The organism is Bradyrhizobium hereditatis, from assembly GCF_020329435.1.
Classification (GTDB): domain Bacteria; phylum Pseudomonadota; class Alphaproteobacteria; order Rhizobiales; family Xanthobacteraceae; genus Bradyrhizobium; species Bradyrhizobium hereditatis.
Genome location: NZ_JAGKJK010000006.1, coordinates 62,864 through 80,652 on the forward strand (window position 1 = coordinate 62,864; position 17,789 = coordinate 80,652).

Here is a 17,789-nt window from a genome sequence, read left to right on the forward strand (position 1 = left end):
GAGTTCGTTCCTCTCAAGCCGGTGCAACGCGCACAGCCTGATCTGCTGCTCGCGATAGGCGGTGGTCGCGGCAGCCCACTGCTTGAAAATCGCCGCAGCCGCGCGGCCCAATGGAGCGCGCTCCTTCGCAACGCTGGGGTTCTCGCTGACGAGATGATGGTGATCGCAGTCACAGGGCGGCCCTCCGTCCCAGGCGCTCTGCGCGTTTCATGAAATGAGGAAGGCGAAGGCAAACGGCGTCGGCCGCGTGGCCTTGCGGCATCAAGCCTTCTGGTGAAACATTGCGATTGGTGGAATCAAGCAGGCGAGTCATTGGCCGTCTCCGGTTGAATGAGGATTGGCCCATCTTTAAATTGAGATGTCCCAGCAAGCTTGGCGGAGATCTTCAGAAGACCTTGGTTTTTCCTTCCTGAAGCGGTTGTTTTTGCTCAATTTGTTCCATTGATTTCTCTGGTGGTTGCGAGGGCACGGATCGCATTAACATCAGTAGAGGTGGTAATGCAGTACCGATTTGCCGACTTCGAGTTAGACCTCAGCCAGCAGGAGCTGCGTCGGCTCGGCGAATCCGTGCATATCGAGCCCCAGGTGTTCGATCTCATCGTCCACCTCGTGCGCAATCATGACCGCATCGTCAGCAAGGACGAACTGATCGAGACCGTCTGGAACGGTCGGATCATCTCGGAGGCCGCGCTCTCCAGCCGGATCAATGGCGCCCGCCGCGCGCTTGGCGACAACGGAACTGATCAGTTGTTTATCCGCACGCTGCACAAGCGCGGCTTTCGTTTCGTCGGAGAGGTGCAGGCTGTCAGCGCGCCGGAAGCCGCTGCGGAGGCAGCCCGGCTGGCTCCCGACGAAAATACGCCATCGGCCGACCCTTCCGCGGGCGTCTCTGTATCGGCCGAAGTGTCCCGCCTCGATGATATCGTCTCGGAATCGGTGAAGGCCGAGGCCAACACGCGGCCGTCGATCGCTGTGCTGCCGTTCGGGAATATGTCTGGTGATCCGGGGAACGACTATTTCAGCTATGGGCTGACCGAGGACATCATTCGCCTCCTTGCGCGCAACCGGTGGCTTTCGGTGATCTCGCGGCATTCGACCGTCGCATTCCAGGGCCGGGTGGTCGATGCCCGCGAAGTCGGTGAGCTGCTCGGCGTCCGCTATGTGATGGTCGGCAGCGTTCGCAAGAGCCGCGATACCGTCCGGATCACGGCAGAACTCGTCCGTGCGGCGGACGGCAAGCAACTGTGGGCCGACAAATACGACCTGCAGCTCGAAGATATCTTCGATATCCAGGAGGAGATGGCCCGCCAGATCGCTGCGACGATCGAGCCCGAGCTGTCGAAGGTCGAACAGCAGCTTGCTGCCCGTAAGGCGCCGGAAAGCCTCGACGCCTGGGATTGCTACCAGCGCGGCCTTTGGAACCTGTGGCGCTTCACCACGCCCGGATTTGATCTCGCCGAGGAATATTTCCAGCGCGCGATCGATGCCGATCCGAATTTTGCACGTGGTCACGGCGCGCTCAGCTACGTCAATTTGCAGCGCGCCTTTATCGATGAGCCGAAAGATCGTCCGGCGCGGCTGGAGACGGCGCTGCGCCAGGCGCATCATGCGGTGGCGCTCGATGAGCTGGATTGCTTCTGTCACTGCGCCCTCGGACGCGCTTTGTGCCTGACCCACCAGAACGACGAGGCTCTGGCGGCGCTCGATGTATCGCTGGAGCTCAATCCGAGCTTCGCGCAGGCCTATTTCGCGCAAGGGTTCAACATGCTGTGGTATGGGCGAGAGATCGAGGCGGAAACGCTGCTCGATCGCGCGACCATGCTGAGCCCGCGCGACAGCCATATTTCTGCTTTCCACCATGTGCGCTCCTGGACGCACTTTTCCCTCGGCGAGTACGATATCGCGGTCGAGTTCGCCCGGCGGGCAACCCGGCAACCCAACGTCACCTATCAGGCTTTTGCGACGCTTGCTTCTTCGCTTGGCCTGCTCGGTGATGCGACGCAGGCGAAGGCGGTGGCTGCCGAGCTTCTGCAACGCAAGCCGAATTACAGCACTGCGACGGCACGGCAGGAGTTCTTCTTCTGCAACGACGTCGGCTTTATCGACCGCTTCGTCGAAGGGCTGCGCGTGGCCGGAATTCCCTCAAGAAGCTGAGCCGTGCGATCATGGCTGGGGACCGGACAGGTTCATCTCGCGCTCGGCCCGGAACACGTTACTGTGAAGGTTTGCAATCCACTGACGCCCGCTCGAGGTGACGTTGAGATAGCGTATCGCCGTCTGGATCTGGGGCGCCACGTTGTTCCAGTAGAACTGCGGATATTTGTAGACGACATCTGCCGGCGTCTCATAGCCGAGCGTCTTGTTCAGGCCGATCTCCTGAAATTCGTAGAACATGGCATTCGACTTTTTCAGGTAATTCGGGTCGCCAAGCTGCCCGATAAGGTCGGCGGCGCGCAGCAATAATCCTTCCTCTTCCACGAGGTCATCGCCTGACGCTTCCGGGTAGGGAAAGCGGGTATATTCGATCGCCTTGGCGATACGGCTGGCGTCGACTTCCTCTGCTGTGTCAAGGCGTTCGAAGACGAACAGTTTCGAGCGGTCCACATGATAGGGCGCCAGCGACGCATCGGACGAGCCTCTCGGCAGGCGAATGGTTCGGCCGCTGAGGTCGGCGACATAGGACTCGCCGTCATCCCCCTGAACGATTCCGCGGACATATCCGATGTCGTGGGTCAGGCACGCCAGGATGAAATTGGCGTAGTCGTCAGCCGTCGTTGGCCGCAGCATCGCCCGTCCCATCAGGATGTCATGGCCGGCCAGCGTGACGAGCAGGGAGTGCTCGATGTTGTGATAAAGCGCGTCGCTGTTGCCGATGCATTCCAGCGTGAGGCGGGCGGCGTAGGGCAGGAACTCCGCCAGGCGGGCATGGGAGGCGCCAAATCGGCTTTTGGTCTCCGAGGTCAGAAACTGTCCGAGAGAGTGCGCTACCAGTTCCGGAATTGTGATCATCTGAACCCCCATATCGGCGTGCGGCGTCGCAAGACAGAGCGGGTATCGGGGAGGGATGATAGCACGTCGCTGCCGATCCGGGCGCGTCCCGGCGTCGCGATGACAGCGTGTCCGTTGGCCGGGCACCACGCCCCAAGCCGCGCCCGGAGGGCAAAATCAAGATTATCTGCAGATTATCTGAACATCGCCTCTAAGCACCGAAAGCCGACGCGCGCCATGGTGCCAATATGAAACGACGAGATTTCATAGCGTTGCTCGGAGCTGCGCTGGCTTGTCCGGCCGCCGCGCTGGCGGAGGATTCGAGGCGGGTTTACCGCATCTACTGGCTTTCCACGCAGGCCCAGCCCGATCCGTTCCTGGATGGCTTCCGGGAGGGATTGCGCGCGCGGGGTTATGTCGAGGGCAAGAATGTCGTCCTCGAATTGCACTATGCGATCGGCAATCCGCAGGCGCTGCGCGAAGTCGCATCCGAGCTCAGGCGCGGCAAGGTCGATCTCGCGGTCTCGAGCGGTCCGGCGACGCGCGCGATGACCGCGGTCGAGGAAGTGCCGGTGCTGTTTGCCCTGAGTGGCGACCCCGTGGAACTGGGCCTCGTCAAAAGTCTGGGACAGCCGGGCGGCAATTTCACCGGCTCGACTTTCCTGTCGCTGGAACTGGCGGGAAAGCGGGTTGAGCTGTTGAAGGAGGTCCTGCCGAACCTGCGCAAGCTTGCGGTTTTTTCGAACGCCAACCATCCGGGTGAACAGTCGGAATGGCGCGCGACCCGGGAAGCCGCTCAGAAGCTGGGTATCGAGCCGGTTTACATTCCATTTTCCGGCGCAAGCGAACTGGAGAGTGGGCTTGCGAAGGCCGGCGAAGCGCATGCGGATGCGTTACTCGTCTTCCCGGACGTCCTCACAATGGTGCACCGGGCCAAAATTGCCGACTTCGCCATCGCGCACCGGCTGCCGTCGATGTTCGGCTGGAGCGAGTATTGCGACGCCGGTGGCCTGTTGAGCTACGGCGCGAACCAGCGGGCGACCTACTTCTGGCTTGCGACCTATGCCGACCGGATCCTGCGCGGCGAAAAGCCTGCCGTTCTCCCGGTCTTTCAGCCCACGAGATTTGAATTGGTCGTGAATCTCAGGACGGCCGAGCAGCTAGGCATTGATCTGGACAAATCCTCCATCCTGTTTCGCGCCAATCGGGTGATCGAATGAGGCCCGCCCCTCCGATACTGGTTTGGAACTTTCGCTGTCGGACATGCGCCCGGTGACTCGTCCGCGCCGCTCACTGTTCTTCAAGTACTTCATCACACTGTTTGTCGCGGTGGTGGTGCCGCTCATGCTTGGCGCAGGCACCGAAGCCTGGTTCGCATTTCGCGACAATCGCCTGTACCTCAATGAGATTCTTCAGGTCGAGGCACGTTCGGCCGCCGACCGGATTCAGGCGTTCACCGATGGGATTCGCGATCAGCTCGGTTGGGTCGTGCAGTTTCCCTGGACGCAGGGCGAGGACGAACGTCGCCGGATCGATGGATTGCGCTTGCTGCAGCAGGTGCCGGCGATTGTTTCGCTCTCGCTGATCGACCCGAGCGGCACCGAACGCGTTTTCGTGTCCCGCGTCAGTATGAACCGCACCGGTCACGGCGCCGATATGTCGGCTGATCCTGCGGTTATCGGCGCGCGCGCCAACCGGGTCTGGTACGGCATGGTGCACTATCGGCGCGATTCCGAGCCTTACATGCGGATCGCGGTCGCAGGCAATCGCGCAGCCGCTGGCGTTGTCGTGGCCGATATCAACCTCAAACTGATATGGGACATCATTGCGGGGATCAAGATCGGCGATACCGGCCACGCCCTTGTCGTCGACGATTCCGGGCGCCTGATTGCCCACCCGGATATCAGCCTGGTCTTGCGCAGCGGAGCCGGGGCAGGCGACATCAATCGGCTGAAGTCTGTCACCAGCGAAGCCAATGGATCGGCGGTCTCTACGACCGGTGAGGACGGCAAACCGGTTGTCGCGCTCGCGGTTCGCGCCCCCAATGTGGGCTGGACGGTGATCGCCGAACAGCCGGCTCTGGAGGCATACGAGTCGATCCGCGCTGCGTTATGGCGCTCTCTGATCCTCATCGTCATCGGCATCGTTTTCGCGCTTGTGCTCGCCTATTGGCGCGCGTGCCGCATGTGGGGGCCGATCCGGCAGCTCGAGAAGGGCGTGGAGCGGATCGGGATGGGGCAGTTCGACCATCGCATCACGATCCAAAGCCGCGACGAATTGGAGCAACTGGCGCTGCGCTTCAACGAGATGGCGGAGGAACTCGGGACCTCGCAACTGAAGTCCGAGCGCATCAACCGGCTGAAGCAATTCCTCGCCCCGCAGGTGGCCGAGCTGGTTGAGCACTCCGACCAGCGGTTACTGGACGCGCAGCGGCGGGAGGTCGTCGCGATCTTTGGCGATCTGCGCGGCTTTACCGCGTTCACGGCGCGGGCCGAACCTGAGGCCATCCTGGCCGTGCTGAGGCAATACTATGAAGCCGTCGGCGCCGTCACGAGCCGCCACGAGGCGACCTTGATCCGCTTCGCCGGTGATGGCGTGATGGTCCTCGTCAACGCCCCGGTCGCTTGTGAGAACCCGGCCCATCGAGGCATTCGGCTTGCGATCGACATGCAGGCAGCGGTGCAATCCCTTGCCGGCACCTGGTCTGCCGGTGGCTGTGCGATCGGCTTTGGCGTCGGCGTCGCTATGGGACCCGCGACCGTCGGAACGCTGGGCTATCAGGGACGCCTCGACTACACGGCGATCGGAAACGTCGTCAATCTGGCGTCGCGGCTCTGCAGCCTGGCCGACGACGGTCAAATATTGCTGGATCCTACCGTCCACGAGCGGGTCAAGGAGAGCTTTGCGCTCGCTTCGATCGGCGAGCGGCCGATCAAGGGCTACGATCGCGCGCTGGAAATCTTTGCCGTGGTCAGCATGGTGGCGGGCCCTGCTGGCGAGCCTCGTCTGGAGCGGCCGCGCCCTGGATTGGCGCTGGCCGAAACCGCATAGCGATGCCCGCTTCGCGCCGCAGCGACTTGCTCGATGTCATAGGTTGGGACAATCGGATGATACGACGGGCCGAATTGCCCCGGAAATTCAGCGCCCTGGACACTGTTTTTGAAGTTTTGGCTGCCCCGTGGCCGTGCTATTTCTGAGCCGCCTGTACCACCACAGCTCCGGGGCCATCCCTTTGATTGACAAGCTTGAACTTCTGCTGGCGCTCGCGAAGGAGCGGCATTTCGGACGAGCTGCGGAAGCCTGCGGCGTCACCCAGCCGACGATGTCGACCAGCCTCAAGCAGCTCGAGGAGATTCTCGGCGTCATGCTGGTGCAGCGCGGCTCCCGTTTCCAGGGCTTTACCCCGGAGGGCGAGCGCACGCTCGACTGGGCGCGGCGCATTGTCGGCGATGCCCGGGCGATGCGGCAGGAGATCAACAGCCTCAAGGACAAGCTGTCCGGCGAGATCCGGATCGCCGCCATCCCGACCGTGCTCGGCATGGTGGCGCAGCTCACGACGCCGTACCGCGCGCGCTATCCGGAGGTGCGCTTCCGCATCCAGTCCTGCACCTCGGCTGACGTGCTGGGCTTACTCGAAAATCTCGAGGTCGATGCCGGGCTGACCTATATCGAGAACGAGCCGATCGGCAAGGTTCGCACCATCCCGCTCTACAACGAGAGCTATCGTCTTTTGACTGCGCCGGACGCCATGTTCGGTGAGCGCGACCAGGTCACCTGGAAAGAGGTCGGGCAGGTGCCGCTGTGCCTCCTGACGCCTGACATGCAGAACCGCCGCATCATCGATCGCGCGCTGGCTTCCGCTGGAGCCGAGGTGACACCGACGCTGACCTCGAACTCGCTGCTGGTGCTCTACACGCATGTGAAGACGGGGCGTTGGGCGAGCGTCATGCCGGCCAAGCTCGCCGAGACGCTGGGCTTGGCCGACTCCGTCCGCAGCATTCCGATCGTCGATCCTGTCGTCGACTACAGCATCGGCATGGTGATCCCGCAGCGCGATCCGATGACGCCCTTGATCGCGGCGCTGGTGCAGGTCGCCCGCGAAGTGGCGCCGACACTGGAATAATCAGGCCGCCGCAGATTCGATCCTGGCTTGTGCGTTCGGCTGTTCCGCCTCGCGCGGCAGCACGATGCGCACCACCGTGCCGGTGCCGAGCTTGGAGCGCAGTCGCATCGTGCCGCCATGCAGGTTGGTCAGCGAGCGCGCGATGGCAAGGCCGAGGCCGGAACCCTGATAAGTTTTGGTGAGCTGGCTCTCGACCTGTTCGAACGGCTTGCCCAGCCGGCGCAGCGAGTCGGGCGCGATGCCGATGCCGGTATCGGCGATCATCAGCACGATCGAGGTCGGCAGCACGTGGCTGCGCACGGTCACCTTGCCGTTGTCGGGGGTGAATTTCACGGCATTGGACAAGAGGTTGACGAAGATCTGCTTGACCGCGCGACGGTCGGCCAGGACAGAGATGGTGCTTTCGATATCGGCGTCCAGCGTCAGGTTCTTGTCCTCGGCGCGGCCCGAGACCACGCGCAGCGACTCCGCTAGGATCTTCGAGAGGTCGAGCTGCTCCTTGTCGAGCTTCATGCGGCCGGCCTCGATCTTCGACATGTCGAGGATGTCGTTGATGACTTCGAGCAAGTATTTGCCGCTGGTCAGGATATCGTGGCAGTACTCCTGATACTTGTCGGAGCCGAGCACGCCGAACATGCCGCTGCCCATGATCTCGGAGAAGCCGATGATGGCGTTCAGCGGCGTGCGCAGCTCGTGGCTCATATTGGCGAGGAATTTCGACTTGGCCTGGTTGGCTTCCTCGGCGCGATTCTTCTCCTGCGAATATTTTTCGGCAAGATCGGCCAGCTCCGCCTTGGAGCGCTTCAGGTCGAGCACGTTGGCGCGGAGGCGCGCGTCGTTTTCGATCAGCTTCTGCTCGTGCTCCTTGATGCGGGTGATGTCGGTGCCGACAGAGACGTAGCCGCCGTCCTTGGTGCGGCGCTCAGAGATGTGCAGCCAGCTTCCATCGTCGAGCTGCGCTTCGAAGGTGCGGGCGCCCGGCACCGGCGCACCGGTCTCGTGCAGGCGGGTGCGCACTTCCGGCATGCTGCCGACCTCGATTACGGTCTCGTATGACGTGCCGGGAGTTACGGCTGAGTCGGGCAGCTTGTGCAGGCGCTGGAAATGCGAGTTGCAGAGCACGAGGCGATCTTCCGCATCCCACAGCACGAAGGCTTCCGGGATGGTCTCGATCGCGTCACGCAGCCGCAGGTCGGCCTCCACGGTCTTCTCGGCGAGGCTCTTCTGTTCGGTGATGTCGACCGCGATGCCGATCAGGTGCAGGCCGCCATCGGCCTGGGTGTGGCTGAGCTCGCAGCGCACCCGCAGCCAGATCCAGTGGCCGTCGGTGTGCTGCATGCGAAAACTCTGGTCGATGTGGTCGATCTGGCCGGCGATCATCTGGTCGGCAATCGCGAACAGGTCGATGTCGTCGGATTTCACCAGCGCGTTGACTTCGCCGAACGTGAGGAGGTCGTTGCGGGAGTCGAGGCCGAGCATCGTGAACATCGAGGCCGACCAGAAGATCCGGCCGCGGGAGAGGTCCCAGTCCCACAGGCCGCAGCGGCCGCGATTGAGCGCGGTGTCGATGCGGCCGCGCACCGCGTCGTTGATGAGGTCGCCCTCGCGAGCGCGGGTCGACTGCCAGTGGAAGGCAAAGCCGAGGATCAGCACGACGAAGCCCGTGGTGGCCGACAGCGTCACCGACAGCGCGGCGTCCGAGCCCCACAGCGGCTCGTTCTTCTCCTGGATGACGATGACCTGGCCCGGCAGCGCCTTGACCAGCCGCGAGATCGCCATGGCGCCGTTGCCGTTCGGCAGCGTCATGTCGGTGACGACGCCCTGCTGGCCGGGCGCCGCTATCAGTTGCGCCGTGCTGATGATGTCGAGAACGCGATCGCTGGTGCCGAGGCTGCTTTCGACGGGGACGCGCGCCAGAATGCGGTGGTCGGAGCCGGCGATGATGACGTGGCGGCCGCTCGCGACACCCCAGGACGGAATCAGATCGGGCAGCAGGCTCTGCAGCCGCTCGATGTTCGCGGCGCGATCCTGCCGCACCGAGGCGAAGCGATCGAGACGTTCGGCGAGCAGATCAGTGAGCGCGGAGAGGTCGCGCTTCATCGCGGCGCGCTTCTGCCGGCTCTGATCGATCACCTGCACGAAGGCGCCGAGGCAGATGGTGATCAGGAAGGCGATGATGAGCGTAGGGACGGCGCGACGAAGCGCCGGCTCAGCGGTGAGCAGCCGGTGGTAGGCAGGTTTCGCGATCGATTGCGCCAATCCTTTAATAGAGTCGGATTGAACGTACGCGTTCGCCGCGTGCGCTCGCGCCATGCCGTAGACCCCCGCCGAAAGCCTGTTTGCACATTCTCCGGAAGCAGCCCACACACCTTCCGAATCACAGCGATTTGAATCCACTTTTTTCGGGCTGTCGAGAGTCAACGATTCGTTAATTCGAAATAAATGTTGTCCAACGCAAATTAAGGCATTGCCGAGGCGAGTCCGAAACGAGAACGGACGCGCAAACTACGCGCGCGGCGGCTCGGCATGACTGATCACACGCCTGATCGAGGGGAATGCGCGCCGCAGCGCGCGCTCGATCTCGTCGACATTCTCATGCACCTTGATCACGCTCATCGACGGCGCGGCGCGGCAATGGAAGTTAACGATTTCGCCGGCCTCGGTATCGCGCACGCGGACATTATGAATGTCGTGGATCGCGCCGTTGCCGGCAAATTGCATGAGCGCGGCTCTGATGGTCTCGACGCGTTCGGGCGCGGCGTCGGTGCCGTGCGGCAGTTCCGGCTCAAGCGGCTCGATGTGGGTATCGACCTCGACATCCTCGCCGAAATCCTCGCGGATGCCGCGTTCCAGCCCATGGGCAATGTCGTGCGCGGCCTTGAGTTCCATGTCGGCGTCGACTTCGAGGTCGATGCTCACCGTCAGCTTGTCGCCGAGGTCGTGCACGGTGACGTGGTGGACGGCGAGGCCGGAATTGCGCGCGATCACCATGATGCGCTCGCGCACGCTTTCATTGTCGCGGGCAACAGGCACCGCGGTGAAGGTGAGGTCGGCGTCGCCGAGCACTTCGGAAACCGCGGCCTGCGCGTTCTTCTTGATCGCTTCGACGCGGTCGATCGGGTAGGTGCGCGGCACCTTGGCAATGGCGTCGATGAAATACGTCGGCCCGACCATGCGCACGCGCACGCGCTCGATGCCGACCACGCCAGGCACCGAGCGGATCGCCAGCGTCGCCTTCTCGGAGGCGCCCTCCGGCGCGCGGTCGAGCAGGGTTTCGATGGTGGAGCGTCCGAGCCGCAGGCCGAGGATCGAGATCATCACCGCAACGGCGATCGCGGCGACCGAGTCGCCCCAGGCAAAGCCGAGGCCGGTCAGTACGAGGCCGATGATGACAGCGGTGGAGCCGAGCACGTCGGATGCGAAATGCAGCGCATCTGCCGCCAGCGCCTGGCTTTGCGTCTCGCGCGCCGTGCGATCAAGCGCCCGCGCGCGCCAGAAATTGATCGCGATGTCGATCACCAGCACGACGAAGGGGACGACCGATATCGTCGGAGGCGGCGCGCCCTCGCGCAGGCGGCTGTAGGATTCGACCAGGATGCCGCCGGCCAGCACATAGAGCAGCGCAATGACGCCGAGCGCCGACAGGCTCTCGAACTTGCCGTGGCCGTAATGGTGTTCCGCGTCGGCCGGCTGGTCGGATACCCGCACCACGAGCCAGGTGATGACGGTGGCGATCACGTCGACCGAAGAATGCAGGGCTTCCGAGATCAGCGCCAGCGAGCCGATTGCGATGCCGACCACAAATTTAGTCGCCGCCATGCCGGCGCTGGCGAAGATCGAGATCGCGGCGACGTTGGTTTTGATGGTGGGGGTGGTGGTCATGTGCGGCGGTTTAGCAGGGGGGCGGTGAACATGAAAGGCGAGGGTTGGGGGCGCTATCGCAACTGATTTGCAGGAGCGAATTGTTGCGAATTGTTCCGAGTTGAAGGCTCCGTCATTGCGAGCCACGGGTCGCGCGAATGCGCGCGCCCGCTCCGCGAAGCAATCCATTGTCACTTCGCATGCGGAAGGATGGATTGCTTCGCTGCGCTCGCAATGACGCTGAAATAGCGAAGCAGTACTCAACCGTCATGCCCCGCGCATGCGGGGGATCCAGTACGCCGCGGCTCATCGGTTTGATCATTATGGCCTCTGGAATACTGAATCGTCCGCCTTCGCGGACGATGACAGGTGAATGTGCGTCCGCATTCTCGCGACGCAGTTCGTAGGATGGGTGGAGCGAAGCGATACCCATCAATACCTCCATTTACCCTAGTGATGGGTTTCGCTGCGCTCTACCCATCCTGCGTAAGTCGCTGCGTAAGTCGCTACGTAAGTCGCGCCACTGCATTCTCGCGACGCATTGCGCCCGAGCTTTGCAAATTCATTCGCCCTACAGGAAGAGGGCGCAGGGAATGCCGGGTGCTTGCTGCACCCGCGGTCTCGTGTGCAATATGCGCAAAGCAAAACGCACACGAGCATACAGGTACAGCCGGGGCACGCCGGCATTCCCTGCGCAATGGTTTGACGGCTTATGCCGCGATCTCCCCGGAGCCGAATTCCTCTGGCCTCCGTCACTGCCGGCTTGATGGCGCATTCGATCCGGTTGGATCAAACGCGCCACCGGCAGCTTGGCACCAGCCACGGGTGTCAGGACCACACGGTTTTGCCGTACGCTTCAGCGCCGTACGTCCTGCGCGGTGTGCTCACTCACGGCTGGATGCCGCCCTGCAAACACTCTTCGCGCCGACGCTGCCGCGTCCATCGCATCCCGCCCCACGTTCGTGACGATGGCCAACGCCCCTCTTGTCGGGACGGGACGGGGGTGTTGTACGGCTGATTTGGGTCTGCGGCGAAGCGGAATATTTTTGACGCGACGACTGGACGGGGCAAATCACGTTGAAGTTGTTATGGAAAATTGATTATTCAAAAATCGTTTTTCGCAACGCGCAGCCGGTTTGCTTGACCCCTGAACCAATAGATCAAGGCGGCGCACTGAAGGACATCGGTCGCCGCGGGGGGCACGCCGACTTCGATGTTGATGCATGAGCTAGTAGGTAGTCTATGCCGGACGTGCATTGGGTCTTGCTGATGTCAGTTGCTGACCCAAAAGCAGACGTTAAGGTCGGATGAATTTCACGAACAGAGTTGCCGCGATAGTATGAGCCAGTTTTCAAGTCGAATGGGCAAGCTTATGGAATTGGTTCGAGTTGTGCTCGTCCTCTTTAATTTCGGAGCGTGTCTCCTCATAGGCTACGGACTCTTGCAGGGTCCACCACCCCACCACACTTCGTTCGATCTTCTGCTCCTTTCGGTGGGGCTATTCGTCCTATTCCTGTTCGCTCTGAACATTTTCTATTTGATCCGATGTCCGCCGCAAGGATCGTTGCCTAAAGAGACTGGCACATAGCGCATGCTAGCCAAAGATCGAACACCCGACGAGCAGCTATGCCGCCAACCTTTCTAATCTTCCTGTGGCTGATCATAGGTTTGCCGTCCTTTATCGCAGGTGTGATTCTGACCATGGCTGCGATCTATGGGCGCAGGCTTTGGTGACTAAGACGACGACGGCAATACGTCAGAGATAAAGAAACGCGCAGGGCGGATTAGCCGAAGGCGTAATCCGCCGGTGCATCTCAGAAATGATGGCGGATTACGCTGCGCTAATCCGCCCTACGCCGCTCCTCAAAGACCTCCTCGCGGTACGAAGAAGCAGAGCTCGACTCCCGTGTGTCGGTTGATGAACAGCACGGGGGTGCGATCAGGGGTATCTTCTTCCTTTATGATGTCGGGTGGGATGATTTTCCACTCGCCATCTTTCAGGTATTGCCACTGATCTGAGCGATCTTCGCCGACCCTGAAACGGGTCTTGAAGACGTCGCCGTTGTTGCAACAAGATTTCCAGGGAACACCAAGTCGCTGCCGAGCGGCCGGGTTCATTTCCTGCCTGTTGAACCACTCGTGGTTCGGCATCGATGGGTCGTGAGCGTCAGCTCGAACGGAAAACAAGACGAGAAGACCGAAGATCGTCAGTATGCGACCGAACGCTTTCATGGCAGCCTCCGTTATGGACTGTCACCAAATCCGCGAATCATACGAACTGTCCGGCAACCAATCAGGCCACATTCAGCGGAAAATGGAATCTCATTTTTTGAGCAAGCGGCTCCGCAAGATTACGGACCTCTTAAGCTCCTTCCGCTCCCAATGATGACGCCGGAACCGCCCAAGGAAAAGACGCATGGCGTTCCGTATCCGCATCAAGTCGGCGTGAGACGTGAGGTAGTTCACATTTGATGATCGCGAGTTGATTTAAGGCCGTCGCAAACCCGGCTTCGGGAGACATGCGATGCGCTTGTTCAACACCCAAAGCCATTGGAGGGGAATGGGTACCAGCGTGGTGGTCGCGCTTCTCGCCCTGCTTGCACTTGCATTCGCCGTTGTCAGCTACGTGGAATGGTCGTCGAACGGTGCCGTAGCCGAGTTTATGAGTGCGACCGAGTCATCGGCATCTGATCCGAACCAATCCACTAGGATTCAGCCGCACAACGGACGAGCCGGCTGCCCCAGGGGTAAGAGGCCGCTACCTACTCAACTAATGCCCTTGCCCTGATCTAACGGCCAATTCGATCTCGTGCGCCTGTACATCGTCTGCAACGGGACGGATTTCATCCGCGGCGGATAAGCTCGACCGGAGTACGGTAAAGCTCGTGACTGTCTCCGTCGGTGACGCGCACGGCACATCCGGTCGAACACAGCTCGGGACGAACGATGCGAAGCTCGCTCGCGAGGCTGTCAGCTTTATCGATCGCGTTTTCCGCGTTTTCGAGAAACATGCCGCCCTGGCTTTTGAACTCTGCGCCGATGACAAGATCAAAATTGAAGTATGGCATCGCAGCCCCTTGCCAAGTTCCAACCACACGGAATCTAACCTGAGTCTGGTTGCTTCCTTCGCTACAACTCTGATGCTGAAATCTGATTGTGGCCGGCTGTTGCGTTTCGGTACCGTGATTGCACCGTCGCGTGCACAAGACCCGGCGGGTTGAGACCTGCGGATCGTTCGGTTGCCATCCTGCGAAAACAAACGTCGGCTTCCGCTTTAGAGCCATAATAATGGAACCTTGAGACCGATCACCCAGAGTTGTGACTAAGCTCATATGGTGCCCTCGACTTCCGGCGCATTGTGCCGGCGCATTGCAATGGCGTTATCGATATACGTTGAGGTCCGGATGCACTGCACGAATTGCGCAGCCGAAGTCCCGGAGCAAAGCAAATTTTGTGGGCGGTGCGGAGCGGCGGTGCGGCGCTGCCTGGTCTGCGGCGCGGCAAACCCCGCGCGAAACAAGTTCTGCGGCGACTGCGGGACCCAATTGCGCGAGAATACTCCCGGATCGACGGCCCGGGAATCGCGCCCGATCGAGCGCCGGCAGCTTACAGTATTGTTTTGTGATCTGGTCGGATCGACTGAGCTCTCTGCGCGGCTCGATCCCGAAGACTTCAGCGCAATCATCGCCGGCTACCGGCGCTGCATTGCTGAAACCATTGCCCGATTCGACGGCTTTGTCGCGCGACATCACGGGGACGGCGCGGTCGTATGTTTTGGTTATCCTCAGGCGCACGAAGACGACGCGGAGCGCGCCGTTCACGCCAGCCTCGCGCTGGTGCAGGCGATCGCCGCCTTGCCCTCGAAAGAAAAATTGAGCGCGCGGGTCGGTGTTGCAACGGGCGTGGCGATTGTCGGCGATATGTCGGATAGCGCGATTTCCGAGGAGCATGGCATCCTCGGCGAGACTCCGAATCTTGCCTCCCGACTGCAATCGCTCGCAGAGGCCGGCACCGTTGTCATCTCGGGTCGCACGAAGACGATCGCCGGACCGCAATTCGAGTATCTCGATCTCGGTAAGGTCGAGATCAAGGGATTCGCCAAACCCGTCGCTGCCTGGCAAGTTGCCGGCAAGACAACAGTGAGCAGCCGATCGCACGCTCTCCAAAGCGGCGCTGTGCTGCCGCTGATCGGTCGTAATGAAGAAATGGAGCTAATTCTGAGCCGATGGAAGCGGGCCAAGCGTGGCGAAGGCCAGGTGGTGCTGCTTTCGGGTGAAGCGGGCATCGGCAAATCACGGCTCACCGTCGCGCTCCTGGAACAGCTTGCTCGCGAGCCGCACATTCGCCTGCAGTACTTCTGCTCGCCGCAGCATACCGACAGCACGCTCTATCCGGTGATCGGCGAGATATCGCGCGCCGCTGGCTTTGCTCACGATGACAGCCAGCAAGCGAAAACGGACAAGCTTGATGCGCTGCTGGCGCAAAGCTCGATGCCATCCGAGGATGCGGCGCTGTTTGCCGAAATGCTGTCGCTCCCCAGCGATGGACGCTACCCTCAGGTTGAAGTCGAGCCGCAGCTCCGCCGTGAGAAAACGCTGAAAACGCTTGGTTCGTACATCGAGGCGCTGGCGCGTACCAATCCCGTGCTGATGATTTTCGAAGATGCGCATTGGACCGATCCAACCAGCCTCGATTTTCTCACCCGGGCGGTGGACCTGGCGGTGAGCCAGCGGCTACTGATACTTGTTACTTTCAGGCCGGAATTCAGCCCGCCCTGGATCGGACGGCCGCACGTGAGTGAGCTGACCCTCAATCGGCTGGCGCCGTTCGACATCGATTCGCTCATCGAGGAGATAGTCGGCAACCGATCGTTGCCGGTGGGGATCCGCCAGGACATCATCGAGCGCACCGACGGCATTCCACTGTTCGCTGAGGAGATGACCAAGGCGGTGCTGGATGCAGAGGGTGAGAGTGAGATACAGCGGGTCTGCGCAGGAGCACCAACGCCTGTCGTGGCGGTTCCGGCGAGTCTGCAGGCGTCGCTGATGTCGCGGCTCGACCGGCTCGGCCCAGCGAAAGACATCGCGCAGGTCGGCGCGGCGATCGGTCGGGAATTTCCTCACATGTTGCTGGCTGCGGTCGCGCGAAAGCCGGAAGCGGAATTGGATGCCGACCTCCACCGGCTCATTGCGGCGGGTTTGCTGTTTCGAGAGGGTATCCCGCCCCATGCGAGCTATCTGTTCAAGCATGCGCTGGTGCAGGACGCAGCCTACAGTACGCTGCTGCGAGAGCCGAGGCGCGCGCTGCATGCGCGCATCGCCGACATCCTGGAAAGCCAGTTCGCGGAAATAGCCGAGAGCCAACCCGAGTTGCTCGCGCGTCATTATACGAAGGCCGACCTGATCGAGAAGTCAGCGCGTTTGTGGGGCAAGGCGGGACTGCGCTCACAGGAGCGCTCGGCGCTGATCGAAGCAGCAGAGCAGCTCGGCCAGGCTCTGACGCAAATGGCAACCTTGCCCAGCACGCCCGACCTGCGGCGCGAGCAGATCGTCCTGCAGGTCGCGCTCCTGAATACGCTAATGCATGTCAAAGGATATGGCGCTCCCGAAACCAAGAAGGCCGTGGCGCAGGCGAGGGCGTTTATCGAGCAGGCGGAACAGCTTGGCGAGTCTCCCGATGACCCTTCGCTCCTCCTGTCCGCTCTCTTTGGCCAGTGGATCGTCAATTTCATCAACTTCAATGGTGACGTTGCGCGCGAGCTCGCAAGCCGATTTCTGGAGCTTGGTAAGAAGGAGGGAGCGGTGGTCCCGCGCATGATCGGGCATCGTACCATGGCGAGTACGCTCGCGCTGAGGGGGGACGTCGTTGAGGCCAAGGCGCACTACAACGAAGCGCTCGCGCTGTATCGTCCCGACGAGCACCGGCGATTGATGACGCGATTTGGCCAGGACCTCCGGGTAACGTGCCTGGCCTTTCGTTCAATGGCCTCGTGGCTGCTCGGTTATCCCGAAGCTGCGCTGAAGGACGCGAACTGCGCGCTGATGGAAGCGCGCCAGATTGAGCATGCTGCCACTTTGATGTTCACGCTAAATTTCCCGATTCTTGTTAATACTTATTGCGGGAATTATGACGCGGCAAATGAGCATCTCAAGGAGCTTGTCGCGTTGGCGGAGGAGAAAGGTGCTCCGTTCCGGAAAGCGGAAGGCGTGTTGCGGCGTGGCTATATCCTGACCCTCACGGGAGCCGCGAAGGCCGTCGAGATCGTCACGGCCGGTATTGATCTATGGCGGTCGGCTGGATCGACGATATTTACACCGGAGCAGGAGTTCATGCTGGCAATCGCTCATGCGGATTCGGGCCAATTCGATCATGCCTGGCGCTGCATCGGCGACGCAATGACAGCGATGCAAGCAACCAAGGAAAGATGGTGCGAGGCCGAGGTTCATCGTGTTGCCGGTGAAATCGCGCTCAGGGGGCCGCGGAGGGACGAGGCGAAGGCACAGGCATATTTCGAGCATTCCCTGGCCATTGCGCGAGCGCAGCATGCAAAGTCGTGGGAATTGCGCGCGGCCACCAGCTCGGCGCGGCTCTTGAGCCGTCAGGGCAAACGGAAAATGGCACGAGACCTTCTCGCGCCCATCTACGAATGGTTCACCGAAGGATTTGACACAAGCGATCTGCGAGAGGCCAAGGCCTTGCTCGCTGAGCTTCGTTGAACCTTCAGTATCGTAAGATGCGGCGGATCAGACGCTGATCCAGCGCGCCGCCAGATGCATTGCAGCGCCGCGTCTTTGGGATCTGGACACACACCGGCCGC

11 protein-coding genes are annotated in these 17,789 nt (G+C 61.5%); 6 read left to right on the top strand and 5 right to left on the bottom strand.

Annotated elements, in window-relative coordinates; all coding sequences use genetic code 11:
* Positions 1-498 precede the first annotated feature (498 nt).
* Positions 499-2,154 carry a winged helix-turn-helix domain-containing tetratricopeptide repeat protein gene (locus J6524_RS15520; protein WP_225671957.1) on the top strand — a complete coding sequence of 552 codons (1,656 nt, stop codon included), beginning with the start codon at positions 499-501 and terminating at the stop codon, positions 2,152-2,154.
* 9 nt (positions 2,155-2,163) lie between these two features.
* On the opposite strand, the gene J6524_RS15525 is transcribed toward J6524_RS15520, so the two are convergent.
* On the bottom strand, positions 2,164-3,009 hold the full coding sequence (locus J6524_RS15525) for a metal-dependent phosphohydrolase (RefSeq protein ID WP_225671959.1): 846 nt from the start codon (positions 3,007-3,009) through the stop codon (positions 2,164-2,166).
* Between the two features lie 227 nt (positions 3,010-3,236).
* On the opposite strand from J6524_RS15525, the gene J6524_RS15530 reads away from it, so the two are divergent.
* From J6524_RS15530 to J6524_RS15540, 3 genes are all read left to right on the top strand, one after another.
* Positions 3,237-4,208, top strand: a complete 972-nt coding sequence (locus J6524_RS15530; RefSeq protein ID WP_225671961.1) for an ABC transporter substrate-binding protein — start codon at positions 3,237-3,239, stop codon at positions 4,206-4,208.
* A gap of 43 nt (positions 4,209-4,251) precedes the next feature.
* The gene (locus tag J6524_RS15535; RefSeq protein WP_225671963.1) at positions 4,252-6,039 is read left to right on the top strand and encodes an adenylate/guanylate cyclase domain-containing protein; all 1,788 of its coding nucleotides are present in this window, start codon (positions 4,252-4,254) and stop codon (positions 6,037-6,039) included.
* Between the two features lie 181 nt (positions 6,040-6,220).
* Positions 6,221-7,111 carry a LysR family transcriptional regulator gene (locus J6524_RS15540; protein WP_225671965.1) on the top strand — a complete coding sequence of 297 codons (891 nt, stop codon included), beginning with the start codon at positions 6,221-6,223 and terminating at the stop codon, positions 7,109-7,111.
* On the opposite strand, the gene J6524_RS15545 is transcribed toward J6524_RS15540, so the two are convergent.
* The 4 genes from J6524_RS15545 to J6524_RS15560 all read right to left on the bottom strand — a co-directional run bounded on the left by J6524_RS15545 (position 7,112) and on the right by J6524_RS15560 (position 13,204).
* Positions 7,112-9,424: a sensor histidine kinase gene (locus J6524_RS15545; protein WP_225671967.1), complete on the bottom strand. Its 2,313-nt coding sequence runs from the start codon at positions 9,422-9,424 to the stop codon at positions 7,112-7,114.
* A gap of 192 nt (positions 9,425-9,616) precedes the next feature.
* Entirely contained in the window at positions 9,617-10,993 is a 1,377-nt protein-coding gene (locus J6524_RS15550) for a cation-efflux pump (RefSeq protein WP_225671969.1), read from the bottom strand.
* A 112-nt stretch (positions 10,994-11,105) separates the two neighbouring features.
* Positions 11,106-11,405, bottom strand: a complete 300-nt coding sequence (locus J6524_RS15555) for a hypothetical protein (RefSeq protein ID WP_225671971.1) — start codon at positions 11,403-11,405, stop codon at positions 11,106-11,108.
* Between the two features lie 1,430 nt (positions 11,406-12,835).
* Positions 12,836-13,204 carry a hypothetical protein gene (locus tag J6524_RS15560; protein WP_225671972.1) on the bottom strand — a complete coding sequence of 123 codons (369 nt, stop codon included), beginning with the start codon at positions 13,202-13,204 and terminating at the stop codon, positions 12,836-12,838.
* A 653-nt stretch (positions 13,205-13,857) separates the two neighbouring features.
* Between J6524_RS15560 and J6524_RS15565 the strand changes: the two genes are divergently transcribed.
* Both J6524_RS15565 and J6524_RS15570 read left to right on the top strand, forming a co-directional pair.
* Positions 13,858-14,193, top strand: a complete 336-nt coding sequence (locus J6524_RS15565; RefSeq protein ID WP_225671974.1) for a hypothetical protein — start codon at positions 13,858-13,860, stop codon at positions 14,191-14,193.
* A gap of 183 nt (positions 14,194-14,376) precedes the next feature.
* Positions 14,377-17,688, top strand: a complete 3,312-nt coding sequence (locus J6524_RS15570; RefSeq protein WP_225672560.1) for an adenylate/guanylate cyclase domain-containing protein — start codon at positions 14,377-14,379, stop codon at positions 17,686-17,688.
* Positions 17,689-17,789: the final 101 nt, after the last annotated feature.

Excerpts from the sequence above, each read along its gene's own strand:
- J6524_RS15520 (WP_225671957.1), top strand. The coding sequence starts at position 499 with ATGCAGTACCGATTTGCCGACTTCGAGTTAGACCTCAGCCAGCAGGAG.
- J6524_RS15525 (WP_225671959.1), bottom strand. The coding sequence starts at position 3,009 with ATGATCACAATTCCGGAACTGGTAGCGCACTCTCTCGGACAGTTTCTG.
- J6524_RS15530 (WP_225671961.1), top strand. The coding sequence starts at position 3,237 with ATGAAACGACGAGATTTCATAGCGTTGCTCGGAGCTGCGCTGGCTTGT.
- J6524_RS15535 (WP_225671963.1), top strand. The coding sequence starts at position 4,252 with ATGCGCCCGGTGACTCGTCCGCGCCGCTCACTGTTCTTCAAGTACTTC.
- J6524_RS15545 (WP_225671967.1), bottom strand. The coding sequence starts at position 9,424 with ATGGCGCGAGCGCACGCGGCGAACGCGTACGTTCAATCCGACTCTATT.
- J6524_RS15550 (WP_225671969.1), bottom strand. The coding sequence starts at position 10,993 with ATGACCACCACCCCCACCATCAAAACCAACGTCGCCGCGATCTCGATC.
- J6524_RS15555 (WP_225671971.1), bottom strand. The coding sequence starts at position 11,405 with ATGGGTATCGCTTCGCTCCACCCATCCTACGAACTGCGTCGCGAGAAT.
- J6524_RS15560 (WP_225671972.1), bottom strand. The coding sequence starts at position 13,204 with ATGAAAGCGTTCGGTCGCATACTGACGATCTTCGGTCTTCTCGTCTTG.
- J6524_RS15570 (WP_225672560.1), top strand. The coding sequence starts at position 14,377 with ATGCACTGCACGAATTGCGCAGCCGAAGTCCCGGAGCAAAGCAAATTT.